Source organism: Streptomyces sp. NPDC059897, from assembly GCF_042730865.1.
Taxonomy (GTDB): Bacteria; Actinomycetota; Actinomycetes; order Streptomycetales; family Streptomycetaceae; genus Streptomyces.
The window spans coordinates 193,479-209,298 of record NZ_JBHWKQ010000009.1 but is presented as its reverse complement, the minus strand read 5'-3'; the positions used below and the strand labels follow the sequence as shown (position 1 = coordinate 209,298).

The 15,820-nt window shown below is 72.3% G+C and carries 16 protein-coding genes; 8 read left to right on the top strand and 8 right to left on the bottom strand.

Annotated features, from left to right (window positions below):
- Positions 1-41 precede the first annotated feature (41 nt).
- A complete protein-coding gene (locus ACFV9W_RS13405) occupies positions 42-551 on the top strand; it encodes an Lrp/AsnC family transcriptional regulator (protein ID WP_385759188.1) in 510 nt (169 codons plus the stop codon).
- A 16-nt stretch (positions 552-567) separates the two neighbouring features.
- Here ACFV9W_RS13405 and ACFV9W_RS13400 read toward each other — a convergent pair whose 3' ends face one another.
- A complete protein-coding gene (locus ACFV9W_RS13400) occupies positions 568-1,176 on the bottom strand; it encodes a TetR/AcrR family transcriptional regulator (RefSeq protein WP_385759185.1) in 609 nt (202 codons plus the stop codon).
- Entirely contained in the window at positions 1,173-2,681 is a 1,509-nt protein-coding gene (locus ACFV9W_RS13395; RefSeq protein WP_385759182.1) for a 3-hydroxyacyl-CoA dehydrogenase, read from the bottom strand. The genes ACFV9W_RS13400 and ACFV9W_RS13395 overlap by 4 nt, the downstream gene beginning before the upstream one ends.
- Positions 2,682-2,909: 228 nt before the next feature.
- Here ACFV9W_RS13395 and paaN point away from each other — a divergent pair, with 228 nt between their 5' ends.
- Complete coding sequence (paaN, locus tag ACFV9W_RS13390) at positions 2,910-4,607, top strand: phenylacetic acid degradation protein PaaN (protein ID WP_385759180.1); 1,698 nt, start codon at positions 2,910-2,912, stop codon at positions 4,605-4,607.
- A gap of 4 nt (positions 4,608-4,611) precedes the next feature.
- Here the strand turns inward: paaN and ACFV9W_RS13385 are convergent, their stop codons facing one another.
- The 3 genes from ACFV9W_RS13385 to ACFV9W_RS13375 are packed head-to-tail and all read right to left on the bottom strand — an operon-like array spanning position 4,612 to position 7,575.
- Positions 4,612-5,403, bottom strand: a complete 792-nt coding sequence (locus ACFV9W_RS13385; protein ID WP_385759301.1) for a TrmH family RNA methyltransferase — start codon at positions 5,401-5,403, stop codon at positions 4,612-4,614.
- Between the two features lie 55 nt (positions 5,404-5,458).
- Entirely contained in the window at positions 5,459-6,646 is a 1,188-nt protein-coding gene (locus ACFV9W_RS13380; RefSeq protein ID WP_385759177.1) for an HTTM domain-containing protein, read from the bottom strand.
- 32 nt (positions 6,647-6,678) lie between these two features.
- Positions 6,679-7,575 carry a DUF5819 family protein gene (locus ACFV9W_RS13375; RefSeq protein ID WP_385759175.1) on the bottom strand — a complete coding sequence of 299 codons (897 nt, stop codon included), beginning with the start codon at positions 7,573-7,575 and terminating at the stop codon, positions 6,679-6,681.
- Between the two features lie 286 nt (positions 7,576-7,861).
- Here ACFV9W_RS13375 and paaA point away from each other — a divergent pair, with 286 nt between their 5' ends.
- The 6 genes from paaA to ACFV9W_RS13345 all read left to right on the top strand — a co-directional run bounded on the left by paaA (position 7,862) and on the right by ACFV9W_RS13345 (position 12,936).
- A complete protein-coding gene (gene paaA, locus ACFV9W_RS13370; protein ID WP_385759172.1) occupies positions 7,862-8,881 on the top strand; it encodes a 1,2-phenylacetyl-CoA epoxidase subunit PaaA in 1,020 nt (339 codons plus the stop codon).
- Positions 8,878-9,201, top strand: a complete 324-nt coding sequence (gene paaB, locus ACFV9W_RS13365) for a 1,2-phenylacetyl-CoA epoxidase subunit PaaB (RefSeq protein ID WP_385759168.1) — start codon at positions 8,878-8,880, stop codon at positions 9,199-9,201. Before paaA ends, paaB begins: the two co-directional genes overlap by 4 nt.
- On the top strand, positions 9,198-9,953 hold the full coding sequence (gene paaC, locus ACFV9W_RS13360) for a 1,2-phenylacetyl-CoA epoxidase subunit PaaC (protein ID WP_385759166.1): 756 nt from the start codon (positions 9,198-9,200) through the stop codon (positions 9,951-9,953). Before paaB ends, paaC begins: the two co-directional genes overlap by 4 nt.
- Positions 9,947-10,507, top strand: a complete 561-nt coding sequence (paaD, locus tag ACFV9W_RS13355; protein ID WP_385759163.1) for a 1,2-phenylacetyl-CoA epoxidase subunit PaaD — start codon at positions 9,947-9,949, stop codon at positions 10,505-10,507. The genes paaC and paaD overlap by 7 nt, the downstream gene beginning before the upstream one ends.
- Entirely contained in the window at positions 10,507-11,598 is a 1,092-nt protein-coding gene (paaE, locus tag ACFV9W_RS13350) for a 1,2-phenylacetyl-CoA epoxidase subunit PaaE (protein WP_385759160.1), read from the top strand. Before paaD ends, paaE begins: the two co-directional genes overlap by 1 nt.
- 177 nt (positions 11,599-11,775) lie before the next feature.
- Positions 11,776-12,936, top strand: a complete 1,161-nt coding sequence (locus ACFV9W_RS13345) for an acyl-CoA dehydrogenase family protein (protein ID WP_385759157.1) — start codon at positions 11,776-11,778, stop codon at positions 12,934-12,936.
- A gap of 78 nt (positions 12,937-13,014) precedes the next feature.
- On the opposite strand, the gene ACFV9W_RS13340 is transcribed toward ACFV9W_RS13345, so the two are convergent.
- From ACFV9W_RS13340 to ACFV9W_RS13330, 3 genes are all read right to left on the bottom strand, one after another.
- A complete protein-coding gene (locus ACFV9W_RS13340; protein ID WP_385759299.1) occupies positions 13,015-13,344 on the bottom strand; it encodes a rhodanese-like domain-containing protein in 330 nt (109 codons plus the stop codon).
- A 65-nt stretch (positions 13,345-13,409) separates the two neighbouring features.
- Positions 13,410-14,240 (bottom strand): hypothetical protein, encoded by an 831-nt coding sequence (locus ACFV9W_RS13335; RefSeq protein ID WP_385759296.1) that lies wholly within the window; start codon positions 14,238-14,240, stop codon positions 13,410-13,412.
- Between the two features lie 129 nt (positions 14,241-14,369).
- Complete coding sequence (locus tag ACFV9W_RS13330) at positions 14,370-15,809, bottom strand: DUF2252 domain-containing protein (protein WP_385759294.1); 1,440 nt, start codon at positions 15,807-15,809, stop codon at positions 14,370-14,372.
- Positions 15,810-15,820: the final 11 nt, after the last annotated feature.

The following is a 15,820-nucleotide window of genomic DNA, read 5'->3' as shown; positions in this document are numbered from 1 at the left end:
GAGATGAACGCAGTACGTCCATGGTAAGGAGGCGGGGGCGGATGGCATCTGAACAAATGGCCGAGGGCTCCGGGAGCCCGGCCCCCGACCCCACGGCCCGCCCGCTGGACGCCATCGATCGGGACATCCTGCAGCTGCTCCTGAAGGACGGGCGCGCGTCGATACGCTCCGTGGCCGAGCAGGTCCATGTGTCCCGGGCGAACGCCTACGCGCGCATCAACCGCCTCATCGAGGACCGCGTGATCCGCGGTTTCGGCGCCCGCGTCAACCACGAGCGGGCGGGCCAGGGCGCCTCCGCGTACATCACACTCAAGATCGTCCAGAACACCTGGCGGACCGTGCGCGAGCAGCTGCGCAGGCTGCCGGAGGCCTCGCACATCGCTCTGGTCAGCGGCGATTTCGATGTCCTGATCCTGGTCCACACGGAGGACAACAGGGCCCTGCGCGAACTGGTCCTCACCAAGCTCCAGTCCATCCCCGAGGTGCTGAGCACGCGCACGCTGCTGGTCTTCGAGGAGGAGGACCTCGAAGCGAGCGCGCCGGACCCGTAGTCTCCGCGGCGGCGGTTCAGGCGGCCTTGCGCAGCCCCTGGAACACCAGCTCGACCACGGCGTCCGCCACCTCACGGTCACCGAGCCCGCCGCCGTCCGGCCGGTACCACTCCACCAGCGAGTTGATCATCCCGAAGACGAGCCGGGTGGCGAGCCGCACCTCGATGTCGCCGCGCACGTCCCCGTCGGCCGCGGCCGCCCTGAGCAGCTGGGCGACCTGGTGGTCGAACTCCCTGCGCCGCTCCATCGCCCACCGCTCGGTGTCGGTGTTGCCGCGCACCCGCAACAGGAGCGTCACGTACGGCAGTTCGCCGGTGAGCACCTCGACCATGCGCCGCGTGACGTGCTCCAGGCGCTCGATGGCGCGTCCCTCGCGCGCGGGCTGCTCGTCGAGGATCGCGAAGAGGCCGTCGAGCGCGCGGCTCACGGCGCGGCGCAGCAACTCCTCCTTGCCCGCCACATGGTGGTAGATCGACGACTTGGAGATGCCGGCCGCCTTGGAGAGGTGCTCCATGGACGTGCCGTCGTAGCCGCGCTCGATGAAGACGGTGACCGCGACGGCGAGCAGGCTGTCGGGCGTGTAGGTGTCGCGGCGCGCACCCGTGTCCCGTCGGGCGGTGGTCATGCGGAGCCCTCCCACTTCTTGGGGGTGTACGAGTGCCGGAAGAGGGCCAGGGACGGCGCATGCCGCCCCGAGGGGTCGCGTTCGTGCAGTTCCTCGAGCAGCCCGCAGGCCCAGCCCCGGCCGAGCCTGCGGCCCCACTCCAGGGGCCCCATCGGGTAGTTGACGCCCAGGCGCATCGCGGTGTCGATGTCGCCCTCGGTGGCCACCCCGCGCGCGAGGGCGTCGTGCGCCAGGTCGATGATCCGTGCCACGGTGCGGGCCACGATCATGCCCGGCACGTCGCCGATGACGCTGACATCCTTGCCGAGCGCCTGGAAGAGGCCGACGGCCTCCGCGAGGGTGCGCGGGTTGCCTTCCTGGCAGGTGGCCAGGGCGATGCGGGTCGCCTTGCGGTAGTCGAAGGCGAGGTCGAAGTAGACGACGTCGCGGAACTCGACGGACGTCTGGCCGTCCGCCTGCACGAGCTGGCCGCCGCTGGGCAGCACGATGCGCGTGCCCTTGCCCTCGTCCTCCCGGACGACCTCGATGCCCGCCTCGCGCATCATCGGGACCAGCTCGCCCGCGGATTCGAGGTCACCCTCGACGGTCACGCGCGCGGGCGGCTCGGCCGGGCCCGCGGTATGCGGCTCGGGTCGCTCCTCGCCCTCCCCGTACGCGTACCAGCCCTGACCCGACTTGCGCCCCAGGCGGCCGGCCTCGACGAGGCGGCGCTGGGCCAGCGAGGGCCGGAACTTCGCGTCCTGGAAGAAGCCCTCCCACACGGAGCGCGTCACGGCCTCGTTGACGTCCTGCCCGATCAGGTCGGTGAGCTCGAAAGGACCCATCCTGAAGCCACCGCTCTCGCGCAGCACGGCGTCGACGGTGGCGGGGTCGGCGCCCTGCTCCTCGTACACGGCGAACGCCTCGGCGTAGAAGGGCCGCGCGATCCGGTTGACCAGGAACCCAGGGGTGTCCGCGCAGGCCACCGGGGTCTTGCCCCAGGCGCGGGCGGTCTCGTACGCGCGCGTGGCCGCGGTGACGTCGGTGGCGGCGCCGGAGACGACCTCCACCAGCGGCATCAGCGGCGCCGGGTTGAAGAAGTGCAGCCCCACGAAGCGGCCGGGCCTGCGCAGCGCCCCGCCGATCGCCGTCACGGACAGGGACGAGGTGTTGGTCGCGAGCAGACAGTCCTCCGCGACGACGTCCTCCAGCTCGCGGAACAGGTCCTGCTTGACGTCGAGCCGCTCCAGGACGGCCTCGACGACGAGCGTCGCGGGCGCCAACTCGCCGATGGTCTGCGCGGGTTCGAGCCGGTCGACCGCGGCCGCCCGGTCCCCGGCGGCCATCCGGCCCTTCTCGACGAGCCGGTCCAGACGCGCGGCGATCGCCTCCGCGGCGCTCCTCGCCCGCCCCGGCACGGCGTCGTACAGCCGGACGGGATGGCCCGCGACCAGGGCGATCTGGGCGATGCCCTGCCCCATGGTGCCGGTGCCCACCACGCCGACGAGACGGTCATGTGCTGTCATGCACGTGATCCTCCCGTATCGGGCCCGGCTCGGGGGCCCGGGGGCTCGGGCGGCTGATTTCCTCCGGCTTTTCCACAGCTTTTCCGCACCCCCTTGTCCCGACCGATCGTTCGGTTACTCTAACTCTGTTGGTTCGTTCCTGCCCAGCCCAGCCTGCACAGATCCGTCCAGACCCGCCCAGCTCGCCGGCTCGACGAGGAGCCGCAGCCCAGGAGGAGTTGGTCCCCCATGGCCGCCGCCGAACTCACCGCGCACGACCTGATCGCCAAGCACCGGCCGACGCTCGACCAGACGCTGGAAGCGATCCGCACGCGCGCGTACTGGTCCCCGCACCCGGAGCACCCCAAGGCGTACGGGGAGGGCGGGAGCCTGAGCATGCCCGAGGGCAAGGCCGCCTTCGACGCCCTGCTCGGCACCCGCCTGGACCTCGACCAGCCCGGTACGGACGATTTCGTGGGCGGCGAAGTGTCGCCGTACGGCATCGAGTTGGGTGTCACGTATCCGCACGCCGACATCGACGTGCTGCTTCCGGCCATGCGCGCGGGCATGCGCGCGTGGCGCGAGGCGGGCGCCGAGGTGCGCGCGGTGACGTGCCTGGAGATCCTGGCCCGGATCAGCGCGCGGACGCACGAGTTCGCGCACGCGGTCATGCACACGAGCGGCCAGGCCTTCATGATGGCGTTCCAGGCGGGCGGCCCGCACGCGCAGGACCGCGGTCTGGAGGCGGTGGGGTACGCGTACGCGGAGCAGGTGCGGACCCCGGACACCGCGGAGTGGTCCAAGCCCCAGGGCAAGCGCGATCCCCTGGTCCTGACCAAGGAGTTCACGCCGGTGGCGCGCGGCATCTCGCTGCTGATCGGCTGCAACACGTTCCCTACGTGGAACGGGTATCCCGGCCTGTTCGCCTCCCTGGCCACCGGAAACCCGGTCCTGGTGAAGCCGCACCCGCGCGCGGTGCTGCCCGTCGCGCTCACCGTGCAGGTGGCCCGCGAGGTCCTCGCCGAGGCGGGCTTCGACCCGAACCTGGTGGCGCTGGCGGCCGAGCGGCCCGGGGAGGGCATCGCCAAGACCCTGGCCGTACGCCCCGAGATCAAGATCATCGACTACACGGGTTCCACGGCCTTCGGCGACTGGCTGGAGACGCACGCGCGTCAGGCGCAGGTCTATACGGAGAAGGCCGGCGTCAACACGGTCGTCATCGACTCGACCGACAACTACAAGGGCATGCTGGCGAACCTGGCCTTCTCGCTGTCCCTCTACAGCGGCCAGATGTGCACCACGCCGCAGAACCTCCTGGTGCCGCGCGAGGGCATCGGCACGGACGAGGGCCCGAAGGCGTACGACGAGGTGGTGGCCGACCTCGCGAAGTCGGTCGGCGGCCTGCTCGGCGACGACGCGCGGGCGAACGGCCTGCTCGGCGCGCTGGTCAACCCGGACGTGAAGGCGCGGCTCGACGCGGCACCCGGCATCGGCGAAGTCGCCCTGCCCGCGCGGGAGATCAGCAACCCGGACTTCCCGGACGCCGTGGTCCGTACGCCGGTGATCGTGAAGCTGGACGGGGCCAAGCCGGACGCGGAGGCCGCCTACATGAGCGAGTGCTTCGGCCCGGTCTCCTTCGCGGTCTCCGTCGACTCGACCGGTGACGCCGTGGACCTGCTGCGGCGCACGGTGCGCGAGAAGGGCGCCATGACGGTCGGCGCGTACACCACCTCCGAAGAGGTGGCGCGGGCCGTCGAGGACGTCTGCCTGGAGGAGTGCGCGCAGCTCTCGCTCAACCTGACGGGCGGGGTGTACGTGAACCAGACGGCGGCGTTCTCCGACTTCCACGGCTCGGGCGGCAACCCCGCGGCGAACGCGGCGCTGTGCGACGGCGCCTTCGTGGCGAACCGCTTCCGGGTGGTGGAGGTGCGCCGGGAAGCCGCCTGAGTCGCTAAGGCGCATTCGTGCTGTGCGCGCTCCAGTGGAAGAGCGTCATGCCGACGCTGGTGGCCAGGTTGTAGCTGGAGACCTGGGGCCGCATCGGCAGCGACACCAACTGGTCGGCACGCGCGCGCAGTCCGGCGGACAGGCCGCTGCGTTCGGAACCGAAGGCCAGCAGGGCGTCGTCGGGCAGCTTCAGCCCGCGGATGTCCGCGCCTTCGGGGTCGAGCGCGTACAGCGGCCCGCTCGGCAGCTCCTCGACCGCGAGCCGCTCCACGGCGGTCGCGAAGTGCAGCCCCGCCCCGCCCCGTACGACGGTGGGGTGCCAGGGGTCGAGGTCGCCCGTGGTGACGACCCCGGTGGCGCCGTAGCCGGCCGCCAGGCGGATCACGGCGCCCGCGTTGCCGAGGTTGCGGGGGTTGTCGAGCACGACGACGGGGGTGGTGCGGGCCTCGCGTCCCAGGGCGGCCAGGTTGGCGGCCCGCGCCGGGCGCCCGGCGAGCGCGGCGACGCCGGTGGGGTGCAGGCGCGGCACGAGCCCGCGCAGCACCTCTCCGGGAACCTCCACAAGGAGCCGCGCCAGGTCCTCTGCGACATCGGGGGCGAGCTCGTCGGCCAGGGCGAGCGCGGCCGCCCGGTCGACGGCGAGCGCGACCTGGACGTCGGCGCCGAAGCGTACGGCGTGCTTGAGGGCGTGGAACCCGTCGAGCAGCACCGCGGAGTCCGCGAGCCGCCGCCAGGCGCGCACGGAGTCCTCGGCGGCCCCCGCGCCCCGCGGGCCCTCGGGCCGCTCGTCCCGCATGCCGCCCGCGCCGTCCGCGCCGCCCGCCGTACTCGTCCCGTTCACGCCAGGAAGCCTACGTGCGCACGGTCGACTGTTCCGCCGCCACCGGTTCGCCTTCGGCCTTCACGAGGCGGTCCGGCTCGGCCACCGCCTTCTTGGGCTTCATAGGCGGGAAAACGCGACCACGCGCGCGTGCCACCCAGCCGCCGACGCGCACCAAGAAGGACGTCGGCAGGAACACCGCGTCCGCGGCGATCATCGCGAGCGAGAAGAAGGGCAGCCCGAGCACGACGGCGATGACCGCGTGCTCCAGGATCATGACCACCAGCAGGACGTTCTTGAGGCGCCGGTTGAAGACCGTGAACGGGAAGGCGACCTGCACGGCCACGGTCCCGTACGTCACGAGCAGCACCATCGGGCCGTAGGTGGTCAGCAGCTCGCCCAGGGCGGGCCAGGGCGAGAAATAGTCCAGGTGGAGCGGGTAGTAGACCGCGGTGCCGTCCTGCCAGCGGCTGCCCTGGATCTTGTACCAGCCCGCCGTCGCGTAGATCAGACACGCCTCGACCATCACCACGAGCAGTCCGGCGTTGTGCATCAGGTTGGCGACGACGTCGCACAGGAGACGGGAGTCGCCCCGCGGGTCGCGGCGGTTCACGGACCACCACAGCGCCTGGGCCGCCCACATGCCCCAGAAGAGCAGCAGCCAGCCGCCACCGGCCTTCCCGGTGAACGTGATCGCGGCGAGGACGAGCCCCATGACCCACCACAGCACGACGCCGAACCGGTCGTCGGTCCCACGGCGCGCCCTGCGGGCGTCCAGCGACCAGACCTGGCCGCACCGCGTGAAGACGAGGTAGATCGACATGAGGTGGATGACGTTGTCGCCGCCGTCCCCGATGAACACGCTGCGGTTCTGCAGGGACAGCACACCGATCATGAAGACGACCGACATGGTGCGGGTGCGCCAGCCCAGCATCAGCAGCGCCGACGACACCACCGCCACTATGTAGACCAGTTCGAACCAGCCCTGGCCGTCGGACCACATGAGCGCGCTGAACGCGTGGTTGTCCGCGGTGAGCTGTTGCGCCATGCCCCAGCTCCACGGCCCGTCGGGGCCGTACATCTCCTGGCGGTGCGGGAACTCGCGCAGCAGGAAGAGCAGCCAGGTCGCGGAGAACCCGATGCGGATCACTGCGCTCTGGTAGGGCGCGAGCGCGTTCGCGGTGATCCACTGCAGGCCGTCGGCCAGCCTCTGCTGCATGCGGTCGATCCGCCCGACGGGAGCCGCGCCGTTCATCGGTCACCACCCGCCGAGTAGTCCACTGCGGAACCCGCAGCGGAGTCGGCGGCGTTCGCCGGGGACTGCGCCCGCCCGCGCACGGTGCTGTCGAGCGGTGCGTCGCTGGAGGTGACCGTCCACCACGGCACCTGCCGGTACACCGGCTTCTGGTTCACCTTCTCGTCACTCCACTTCGGGGGCGCGACACTGGTCGTCTTCGACCGGATCTGGACGCGCTCGACGGTCTCGCCCTTGCCCGCGGCGCCGAGCCGGTCTAGGCGCAGCACGAGGATGCGGCGCAGGTACTGCTCGGACAGGGTGCCGCGCAGGCCGTTGGGCCGGTTCTGCGCGTCGTGCGTGCCCGTGTAGATGTCCCAGGCGCGGCGCAGCTCGTTCTGCTGGGTGTGGCTGGGCAGCAGGTTCCCGTCGATGGCGACGCCGTCCTGCGCGGACAGTCCGTACCAGCGGGTCGCGCGCAGCTCGCCGTCGGGCGTGCGCACTTCGGCGCGGGCCTGCACCGCGATGTTCTGCTGCAGCGGGTTGGGCGCGAACAGCTTCCAGTTCTGCTCGAACTCCGGGTAGATCCACGCGCCGACGAGCTCACCGTGCTGCTTGGTGATCGTGTTCGTCGGCGCGACGTGCAGGAACACCATGAGGATGTGCACGCCGGTGACGAGCGCGACGCCGATGAGGGCGAGGACGGCGGTCAGCTGATGGCCGGGGGAGAGCGCCGCGAGCCCGCGCCGCTCTCCCGCTTCCCGCGACTCGGGGCCCGGCCCAGACGGCTCGGACTCCGGCCCTGACGGCTCGGACCCGGGTCCCGATGGCTCGGACAGACGGGGTCGCGGCGGAGCCGCCGGCTCCGTCGTGAGCCGGGCGCCCTCGTCCGCGGCGCCTGCTTCTGTCTCCATCGGTACTCCCCGATCCCGATCCGGTTCCGCCGGCGCCTGGTCATCCGCCGTTCGGCGCCCCCGCGACGAACCGGTTCCGAGCCGTCGCCGCGCGAGACGACGCACCGGAACCGTACTGGGGAGCGCCCGCACGGCACAGACGTCCGAGGTTATCCACAGGCCGACCGCACAGGGTTGACACCTTACGGCGCCGAGACCCACCATTGAATCCGACGAACCGAACGATCGGTCGGGAGCATGGAGCCCCCGCCCGAGGTCGGGCACCCAAGGTCGAGGGGGACCGGGCATGGCGACAGCAACCCCGCACCACCGCGCAGCCGAGGCACGGACGGACGGCACCGCCGAGCCGGGCGACGCCGCGTTCCAGGCCGTGTTCGACGCGGCGGTGGCGGCCGACGAGCGCATCGAGCCCCGCGACTGGATGCCCGACGCCTACCGCGCGACGCTCGTGCGCCAGATCGCCCAGCACGCCCACTCCGAGATCATCGGCATGCAGCCGGAGGCGAACTGGATCACGCGCGCCCCGTCCCTGCGCCGCAAGGCGATCCTGATGGCGAAGGTCCAGGACGAGGCGGGGCACGGCCTCTACCTCTACAGCGCGGCGGAAACCCTCGGCACCGGCCGCGACGAGCTGCTCGACAAGCTGCACAGCGGCCGCCAGAAGTACTCCTCGATCTTCAACTACCCGACGCTGACCTGGGCCGACGTGGGAGCGATCGGCTGGCTCGTGGACGGCGCGGCGATCACCAACCAGGTGCCGCTGTGCCGCTGCTCGTACGGGCCGTACGCGCGGGCGATGGTCCGCGTCTGCAAGGAGGAGTCCTTCCACCAGCGGCAGGGGTACGAGCTGCTGCTCGCGCTCAGCCGCGGCACGGAGGCCCAGCACGCGATGGCGCAGGACGCCGTGGACCGCTGGTGGTGGCCCTCCCTGATGATGTTCGGCCCGCCCGACGACGAGTCCGCGCACTCGGCCCAGTCGATGGAGTGGAAGATCAAGCGCCATTCGAACGACGAGCTGCGCCAGCGCTTCGTGGACATCTGCGTCCCCCAGGCCGAATCCCTCGGACTCACGCTCCCCGACCCGGAACTGAAGTGGAACGAGGAGCGGGGGCAGCACGATTTCGGACCGATCGACTGGTCGGAGTTCAAGGCCGTTCTCAAGGGCAACGGCCCGTGCAACGAACAGCGCATCACCCAGCGCAGGCGTGCCCACGAAGAGGGCGCGTGGGTGCGCGAGGCCGCCGCGGCCCACGCGGCCAAGCACTCCCCATCCAGCACGGCGACGCGAGAAGGCAGGGCGGCATGAGCGACACCCCGAGCAGCGCCACCGGTGGGGCCCCCGGCACCGCGGACTGGCCCCTGTGGGAGGTCTTCGTGCGCTCCCGCCGCGGCCTCTCCCACACGCACGCCGGCAGCCTGCACGCCCCGGACGCGGAGCTGGCCCTGCGCAACGCGCGCGACCTCTACACCCGCCGCGGCGAGGGCGTCTCCCTGTGGGTCGTGCCGTCCGCCGCGATCACCGCCTCGTCGCCGGACGAGAAGGACCCGTTCTTCGAGCCCGCCGCCGACAAGCCCTACCGGCACCCGACGTTCTACGAGATCCCGGAAGGGGTGAAGCACCTGTGACGCAGCCCGAGACGACACGGCCGACCGCCCGAGGGACGACGGACTCCGTGTCCGCCGCCGCCCTGGCCCTGGGCGACGACGCGCTGGTGCTCTCGCACCGCCTGGGGGAGTGGGCGGGCCACGCACCGGTCCTCGAAGAGGAGGTGGCCCTCGCGAACATCGCCCTCGACCTGCTCGGCCAGGCCCGCGTCCTGCTGAGCCTGGTCGGCGATGAGGACGAGCTGGCGTACCTGCGCGAGGAGAGCGCCTTCCGCAACGTCCAACTGGTCGAGCAGCCCAACGGGGACTTCGCCCACACCATCGCCCGGCAGCTCTTCTTCTCGACCTACCAGCAGCTCCTCTACGCCGAACTGGCCGATGCGGAGTCCGAGTTCGCTCCCCTGGCCGCCAAGGCGGTCAAGGAGGTCGCCTACCACCAGGACCACGCCCGGCAGTGGACGCTGCGCCTCGGCGACGGCACGGAGGAGAGCCATGGCCGCATGCAGCGCGCGGTCGACGCGCTGTGGCGGTACACCGGCGAGCTGTTCCAGCCGGTCCCCGGTCTGGACGTCGACCCGCAGGACCTGCGGGCGAGGTGGACCGAGGCCGTCACCGGCACGCTGCGAGAGGCGACACTCACCGTGCCCAAGGGGCCGCAGCTCGGCGCCTGGAGCGCGGGGGCCGGGCGGCAGGGCGTGCACACCGAGTCCTTCGGCCGGATGCTCGCCGAGATGCAGCATCTGCACCGCAGCCACCCGGGGGCGTCATGGTGACCACGGCGCACACCCACCGGGAGACACCGCTCGAGGCCGAACTGCGCAGGCTCGCCGGGTCCGTACCCGACCCCGAGCTGCCCGTCCTGAACCTGGAGGAGCTGGGTGTGCTGCGCGCCGTGCACACGCGCGGGCCCGGCCGCGTGGAGGTCGAGCTGAGCCCCACGTACACCGGGTGCCCCGCCATCGGGACCATGTCGGCCGACATCGAGCGAGTGCTGCACGAGCACGGGATTCCCGAGGTCACCGTCCGCCCGGTGCTCTCCCCGGCCTGGTCGACGGACGACATCACGCCCGAAGGCCGCCGCAAACTGCGGGAGTTCGGCATAGCGCCGCCGCGCACCACACGCGACCCCGCGGGCCCGGTCGCCCTGTCCCTCGGCCCGACCCGACACACCGCCGCCACCTTGCCACCCGACGCCAAGCCGATCGCCTGCCCGCACTGCGGGTCTACGGACACCGAGCTGCTGAGCCGGTTCTCCTCCACCGCCTGCAAGGCGCTGCGCCGCTGCCTGTCCTGCCGCGAACCCTTCGACCACTTCAAGGAGCTGTGATGGCCAACGAAGGGGGACGCGCCCGCTTCCACCGGCTCCGCGTCGCGGCGGTCGACCGGCTCACCGACGACTCCGTGGCGCTGGCCCTCGCCGTGCCACCAGAGCTGCGCGAGGCCTACCGCTTCACCCCGGGACAGCACCTCGCCCTGCGCCGCACCGTGGACGGAGCGGAGATCCGGCGCACGTACTCGATCTGCTCGACCGCCCCGGCGCACGAGGCACCGAGCAGCCTGAGAGTGGGCGTGCGCCTGGTCGACGAAGGCGCCTTCTCCACGTACGCGCACAAGGAGATCGCCGTCGGGGACGAGCTGGAGGTGATGACCCCGGCCGGCCGCTTCACCCTCGACCCCACTTCCGACACCGCCTCCGGGCACTACGCCGCGGTGGTCGGCGGCAGCGGCATCACCCCCGTCCTGTCCATCGCCGGCACCCTCCTGGAGCGGGCGCCGCACGCGCGGTTCTGCCTGATACGCAGCGACCGGACCACCGCGTCGACGATGTTCCTGGAGGAGGTGGCCGACCTGAAGGACCGGTACCCGGACCGGTTCCAGCTGGTCACCGTGCTCTCCCGGGAGGATCAGCAGGCGGGCCTGGCGTCCGGCCGGCTCGACCAGGAGCGGCTCGCGGCGCTGCTGCCAGCGCTGCTGCCGGTGGAGCGGGTGGCGGGCTGGTACCTGTGCGGACCGTACGGGCTCGTGCAGGGCGCCGAGCGGGCACTGCGCGCCCTCGGTGTGCGGCGCGATCGCGTCCACGAGGAGATATTCCACGTGGACGACGGCCCGGCCAAGGAGCGCCGAACCGTTCCGACGCCCGCGCACAGCACGGTGACCGCGCAGCTCGACGGCCGTGCCGGGACCTGGCCCGTGCAGGACGGCGAGTCCCTGCTGGAGACCGTGCTGCGCAACCGGCCGGACGCGCCGTACGCCTGCAAGGGCGGCGTCTGCGGGACCTGCCGCGCGTTCCTGGTCTCCGGTTCGATCCGCATGGACCGGAACTTCGCGCTGGAGGCCGAGGAGACCGAGGCGGGCTATGTGCTGGCCTGCCAGTCGCACCCGACCACGGAGAAGGTGGAACTGGACTTCGACCGCTGAGCCCGGCGCACCGCTGCCGGGGCGCCTCCAGGTCGCCCCCAGGTCGCCCGCCGGGCGCTGTTCCCTTCTCGTAGAACCTGTTCTATCTTGACGACCCGTCAGATCGCGGGCGCGGTACGACAGGCACGCCGGCTGTGCCAGGAACGGCGGAAACGGCAGCAACGGGAGGAAAGGCCAGTGGACTTCACCTTCTCCGAGGAGCAACAGGCGGCCGTCGAGGCGGCGCAGGCGGTGTTCGGGCCGGTCGCGCCGGACGGTGTAACCAGCCCCTCGCTCACCTCGGGCGCGGTCGCCGAGGACTTCGACCGGGCGCTGTGGGCGAAGGCCGCCGACGCCGACCTGCTCAGCCTGCTGATCGGTCCCGAACACGGCGGAGCGGGACTCGACGCCATCGCGCTCTGCCTGGTGCTGCGCGAGTCGGCGAAGGTCCTCGCCCGGATCCCGCTGCTCGAACACAGTGCGGCCGCGACGGTCGTACAGGCCTGCGGCGGAGCCGAGTTGCGGCAGGAGATCCTCCCGGGCGCCGCGCGCGGCGAACTCGCGCTGACCGTCGCCGCAGCGGGCCGCACGGGACACGACCCGGCCGAACTGGCCGTCACCGCACGCAAGGAGAGTGACGCGGGCCCGGCCGCCTGGGTGCTCGACGGCGTGCAGACAGCCGTGCCCTGGGCCTTCGGCGCCGACCGGATCCTCGTCCCGGCCCACACCGGCGAGGGGGAAGCGGTGCTCGCGGTGCTCCCCGGCCCGTTCTCCGACGTACCGGTACCGGGGCTCACGCTCGCCGAGCAGATATCGACGACCGGCGAGCGTCAGGCCGAGCTGCGCCTGGACGGCGTGCGCGTCGAGGAGCGGCACCTCATCGAGGACGCCACGGCCTGGTCCCGCCTGCACGACCTGCTCGCCACCGGCACCTGCGCGCTCGCGCTCGGCCTCGGCGAGGGCGTCCTCAAGATGACCAGTGACTACGCGGGCAAGCGGGAGCAGTTCGGCCACCCCATCGCCACGTTCCAGGCCGTGGCCGTGCAGGCGGCCGACCGCTATATCGACCTGCGCGCCATGGAGGCCACCCTGTGGCAGGCGGCCTGGCGGATCAGCAGTGGAGCGAGCGGCCCGCTACCGGTCGCGGGGGACGTGGCGGTCGCCAAGACGTGGGCGTCCGACGGCGTACGCCGCGTCGTGCAGACCGCACAGCATCTGCACGGCGGCTTCGGCGCGGACACGGACTACCCGCTGCACCGCTATCACGCGTGGGCCAAGCACCTGGAACTCTCGCTCGGCCCGGCCGCCGCCCACGAGGAGGCCCTCGGCGACCTGCTGGCGGCGCACCCCCTGGGCTGATCAACCCGGAGATCAGCCCTCCGAGTCGACCACGGCCGATCACGGTCAATCACGGCCGATCGCCTCGGCGATCAGCCCTCAGGCCACTCCGCCCGGCTGCCCGTTGTCGTCCACGACGGGGCGGCCGGCGGCTTCCCAGGCCTGCATGCCGCCGTCGACGTTCACGGCGTCGACGCCCTGCTGGGCCAGATACATCGTCACCTGGGCGGAGCGTCCGCCGGAGCGGCAGATCACGTTGACCCGGCCGTCCTGCGGCGCCGCCTCGGTCAACTCGCCGTAGCGGGCGACGAATTCGCTCATCGGAATGTGCAGCGCGCCCGCCGCGTGACCCGCCTGCCACTCGTCGTCCTCACGGACGTCGAGGAGGAAGTCCTCTTCCTTGAGCTCGTCGACAGCGACCGTGGGCACACCAGAACCGAAAACCATGCCCCCGACGCTACCCCCTCGGGCCCCGGGCCCCCGCACCACCGGCCTCAGGAAGCGGTCAGCCGCTCCAGCTCGGCCTCCTGCGCGGCGACCTGCGCGAGCAGTTTCTCGGCGATCTCGTCGAGCAAGGTGTCCGGGTCGTCGGGCGCCATCCGCAGCATCGAGCCGATCGCGCTCTCCTCCAGCTCCTGCGCCACCGCCGTGAGCAGTTCCTTGCGCTGCGCCAGCCACTCGAGGCGGGCGTACAGCTCCTCGCTCTCGCTCGGCTGCTGCTCGACCGGCGCAGGCCCCTTCTCCCACTCCTCGGCCAGCTCACGCAGCAGCGCCGCGTCGCCCCGGCCGTACGCCGCGTTCACCCGGGAGATGAACTCGTCGCGCCGCTCCCGCTCCCGGTCGTCCTGCGCCAGGTCCGGGTGCGCCTTGCGGGCCAGCTCGCGGTAGAGCTTGCGGGCCTCCTCGCTGGGCCGCACCCGCTGCGGCGGCCGCACCGGCTGATCGGTCAGCATCGCGCTGGCCTCGGGGAACAGCCCGTCCCCGTCCATCCACCCGTGGAACAGCTCCTCGACGCCGGGCATCGGCATCACCCGCGCTCGCGCCTCGTCGGCCTTGCGGCGGTCCTCGGGGTCACCGCTGCGGGCCGCCAGCGCCTCCGCGATCAACGCCTCCAGCTCGTCGAGCCGCGTGTACATCGGCCCGAGCTTCTGGTGGTGCAGGCGCGAGAAGTTCTCCACCTCGACCCGGAAGGTCTCCACGGCGATCTCGAACTCGATCAGCGCCTGCTCGGCAGCGCGCACGGCCCGCTCGAGGCGCTCCTCGGGCCGCTCCGCGGCCTGCTCGGCGCTCCGCTGTTCGGCCCGCTCGCTGAGGCGCTCCTTCAGGCGGTCCTTGAGGCGCTCCCGAGGTTGCTCCTCCGGCTGCCCTGCCACATCGTCGGTCTCCGGGGTCGTCACACGACCAGCGTAGGGCACGGTGTTGACCGTGCCGGAACGGCCGCGGCGGCCCGCTCCTCAGACGCCCGCCTCGGCCGCCACCCGCCCCTCGCGCACGGCCCGCACCAGCTCCCCGTGGTCCGCCTCGGTCCGGTCGGCGTAGGCGACGGCGAACGCGGCCACCGCCTCGTCCAGCTCCTCGTTCTTGCCGCAGTACCCGGCGACGAGCAGCGGGTCCGCGCTGTGCGCGTGGGCGCGGGCGAGCAGGGCGCCGGTCATCCGGGCGTAGTCGTCCATCTGGTCGGCGGCGAGGGCGGCCGGGTCGACGCTGCCCTTGCGGTTCCTGAACTGCCGCACCTGGAAAGGCCGTTCGTCGACCGTGGTCCAGCCGAGCAGGATGTCGCTGACGACCTGCATGCGCTTCTGCCCGAGCACCACCCGCCGGCCCTCGTGCCCGACGGGCTCCGCCGCGAACCCGGCCACCGGCAGATGCGGGAGCAGCACCGAGGCCCGCGCCTCCTTCACCTGGAGCACGAGCGGCTCGCCCCGGTGGTCGAGGAGCAGCACCACGTAGGAGCGGGTGCCGACGCTGCCCGTGCCGACGACACGGAACGCCACGTCATGGATCGCGTACCGCCCCAGCAGCGGCAGCCGGTCCGTGGACAGGGTGTCCAGGTAGGGGCCCAGCGCGCTCGCGACGGCCGCGGCCTCCCCGTCGGGCACCGAGCGCAGCACCGGCGGCGCGTCCACGAACCGACGTCCGCCGCCTTCGACGGCGACCGTGGACTTGGCGGCGAACCGTCCGCTGGTGTTCCTGCTGGCCTTCTCGGAGACCCGCTCCAGGGTGCCGAGGAGGTCGCGGGCGTTCGCGTGGGAGACGAGCTCCTCGTCGGCGATCGCGTTCCACGCCTCCAGGGTGGGCAGCTTGGCGAGGAGCCGCATGGTGCGCCGGTAGGCGCCGACGGCGTCGTGCGCCGCTTCCTCGCAGGTGTCCTCGTCGGCCCCCGCCTCCCGGCCCGCGAGCACGAGGGACGTGGCGAGCCGCTTCAGGTCCCATTCCCAGGGGCCGTGCACCGTCTCGTCGAAGTCGTTGAGGTCCATGACGAGGCCGCCGCGCGCGTCCGCGTACAGGCCGAAGTTGGCCGCGTGCGCGTCACCGCAGATCTGGGCGCCGATCCCGGTCACGGGTGTGCGCGCGAGGTCGTACGCCATCAGCCCCGCGGAGCCGCGCAGGAACGCGAAGGGGGTGGCGGCCATGCGGCCCACCCGTATCGGTGTGAGCTCGGGGATCCTGCCCCGGCTCGACTCCGCGACGGCGGCGGGCCCGTCCGGCCGGTCCGGGTCCACCGAGAAGTCCCGGTGCGTGCTGCGCGGCACCTTCCCGCGCAGCGCCTTGCCCTCCGCCTTGGGCGAGCCGCCCGACTCCCCGGCGACCGCCGCGAACCCCGGCACCCGCGGCAACCGCCGCGCCCCGGCCTTCTCGGCCTCCGCCGCCCCGCTCTGCCGCGGCACCGCCACGTGATCCGATC

What these genes read in the sequence shown, in the direction of transcription:
- ACFV9W_RS13395 (WP_385759182.1), bottom strand. Translation starts at nt 2,681, where the DNA reads ATGACAGCACATGACCGTCTCGTCGGCGTGGTGGGCACCGGCACCATG.
- paaD (WP_385759163.1), top strand. Translation starts at nt 9,947, where the DNA reads ATGGTGACCACGGCGCACACCCACCGGGAGACACCGCTCGAGGCCGAA.
- ACFV9W_RS13380 (WP_385759177.1), bottom strand. Translation starts at nt 6,646, where the DNA reads ATGCAGCAGAGGCTGGCCGACGGCCTGCAGTGGATCACCGCGAACGCG.
- paaE (WP_385759160.1), top strand. Translation starts at nt 10,507, where the DNA reads ATGGCCAACGAAGGGGGACGCGCCCGCTTCCACCGGCTCCGCGTCGCG.
- paaA (WP_385759172.1), top strand. Translation starts at nt 7,862, where the DNA reads ATGGCGACAGCAACCCCGCACCACCGCGCAGCCGAGGCACGGACGGAC.
- ACFV9W_RS13400 (WP_385759185.1), bottom strand. Translation starts at nt 1,176, where the DNA reads ATGACCACCGCCCGACGGGACACGGGTGCGCGCCGCGACACCTACACG.
- ACFV9W_RS13385 (WP_385759301.1), bottom strand. Translation starts at nt 5,403, where the DNA reads ATGCGGGACGAGCGGCCCGAGGGCCCGCGGGGCGCGGGGGCCGCCGAG.
- paaB (WP_385759168.1), top strand. Translation starts at nt 8,878, where the DNA reads ATGAGCGACACCCCGAGCAGCGCCACCGGTGGGGCCCCCGGCACCGCG.
- paaN (WP_385759180.1), top strand. Translation starts at nt 2,910, where the DNA reads ATGGCCGCCGCCGAACTCACCGCGCACGACCTGATCGCCAAGCACCGG.
- ACFV9W_RS13405 (WP_385759188.1), top strand. Translation starts at nt 42, where the DNA reads ATGGCATCTGAACAAATGGCCGAGGGCTCCGGGAGCCCGGCCCCCGAC.
- ACFV9W_RS13375 (WP_385759175.1), bottom strand. Translation starts at nt 7,575, where the DNA reads ATGGAGACAGAAGCAGGCGCCGCGGACGAGGGCGCCCGGCTCACGACG.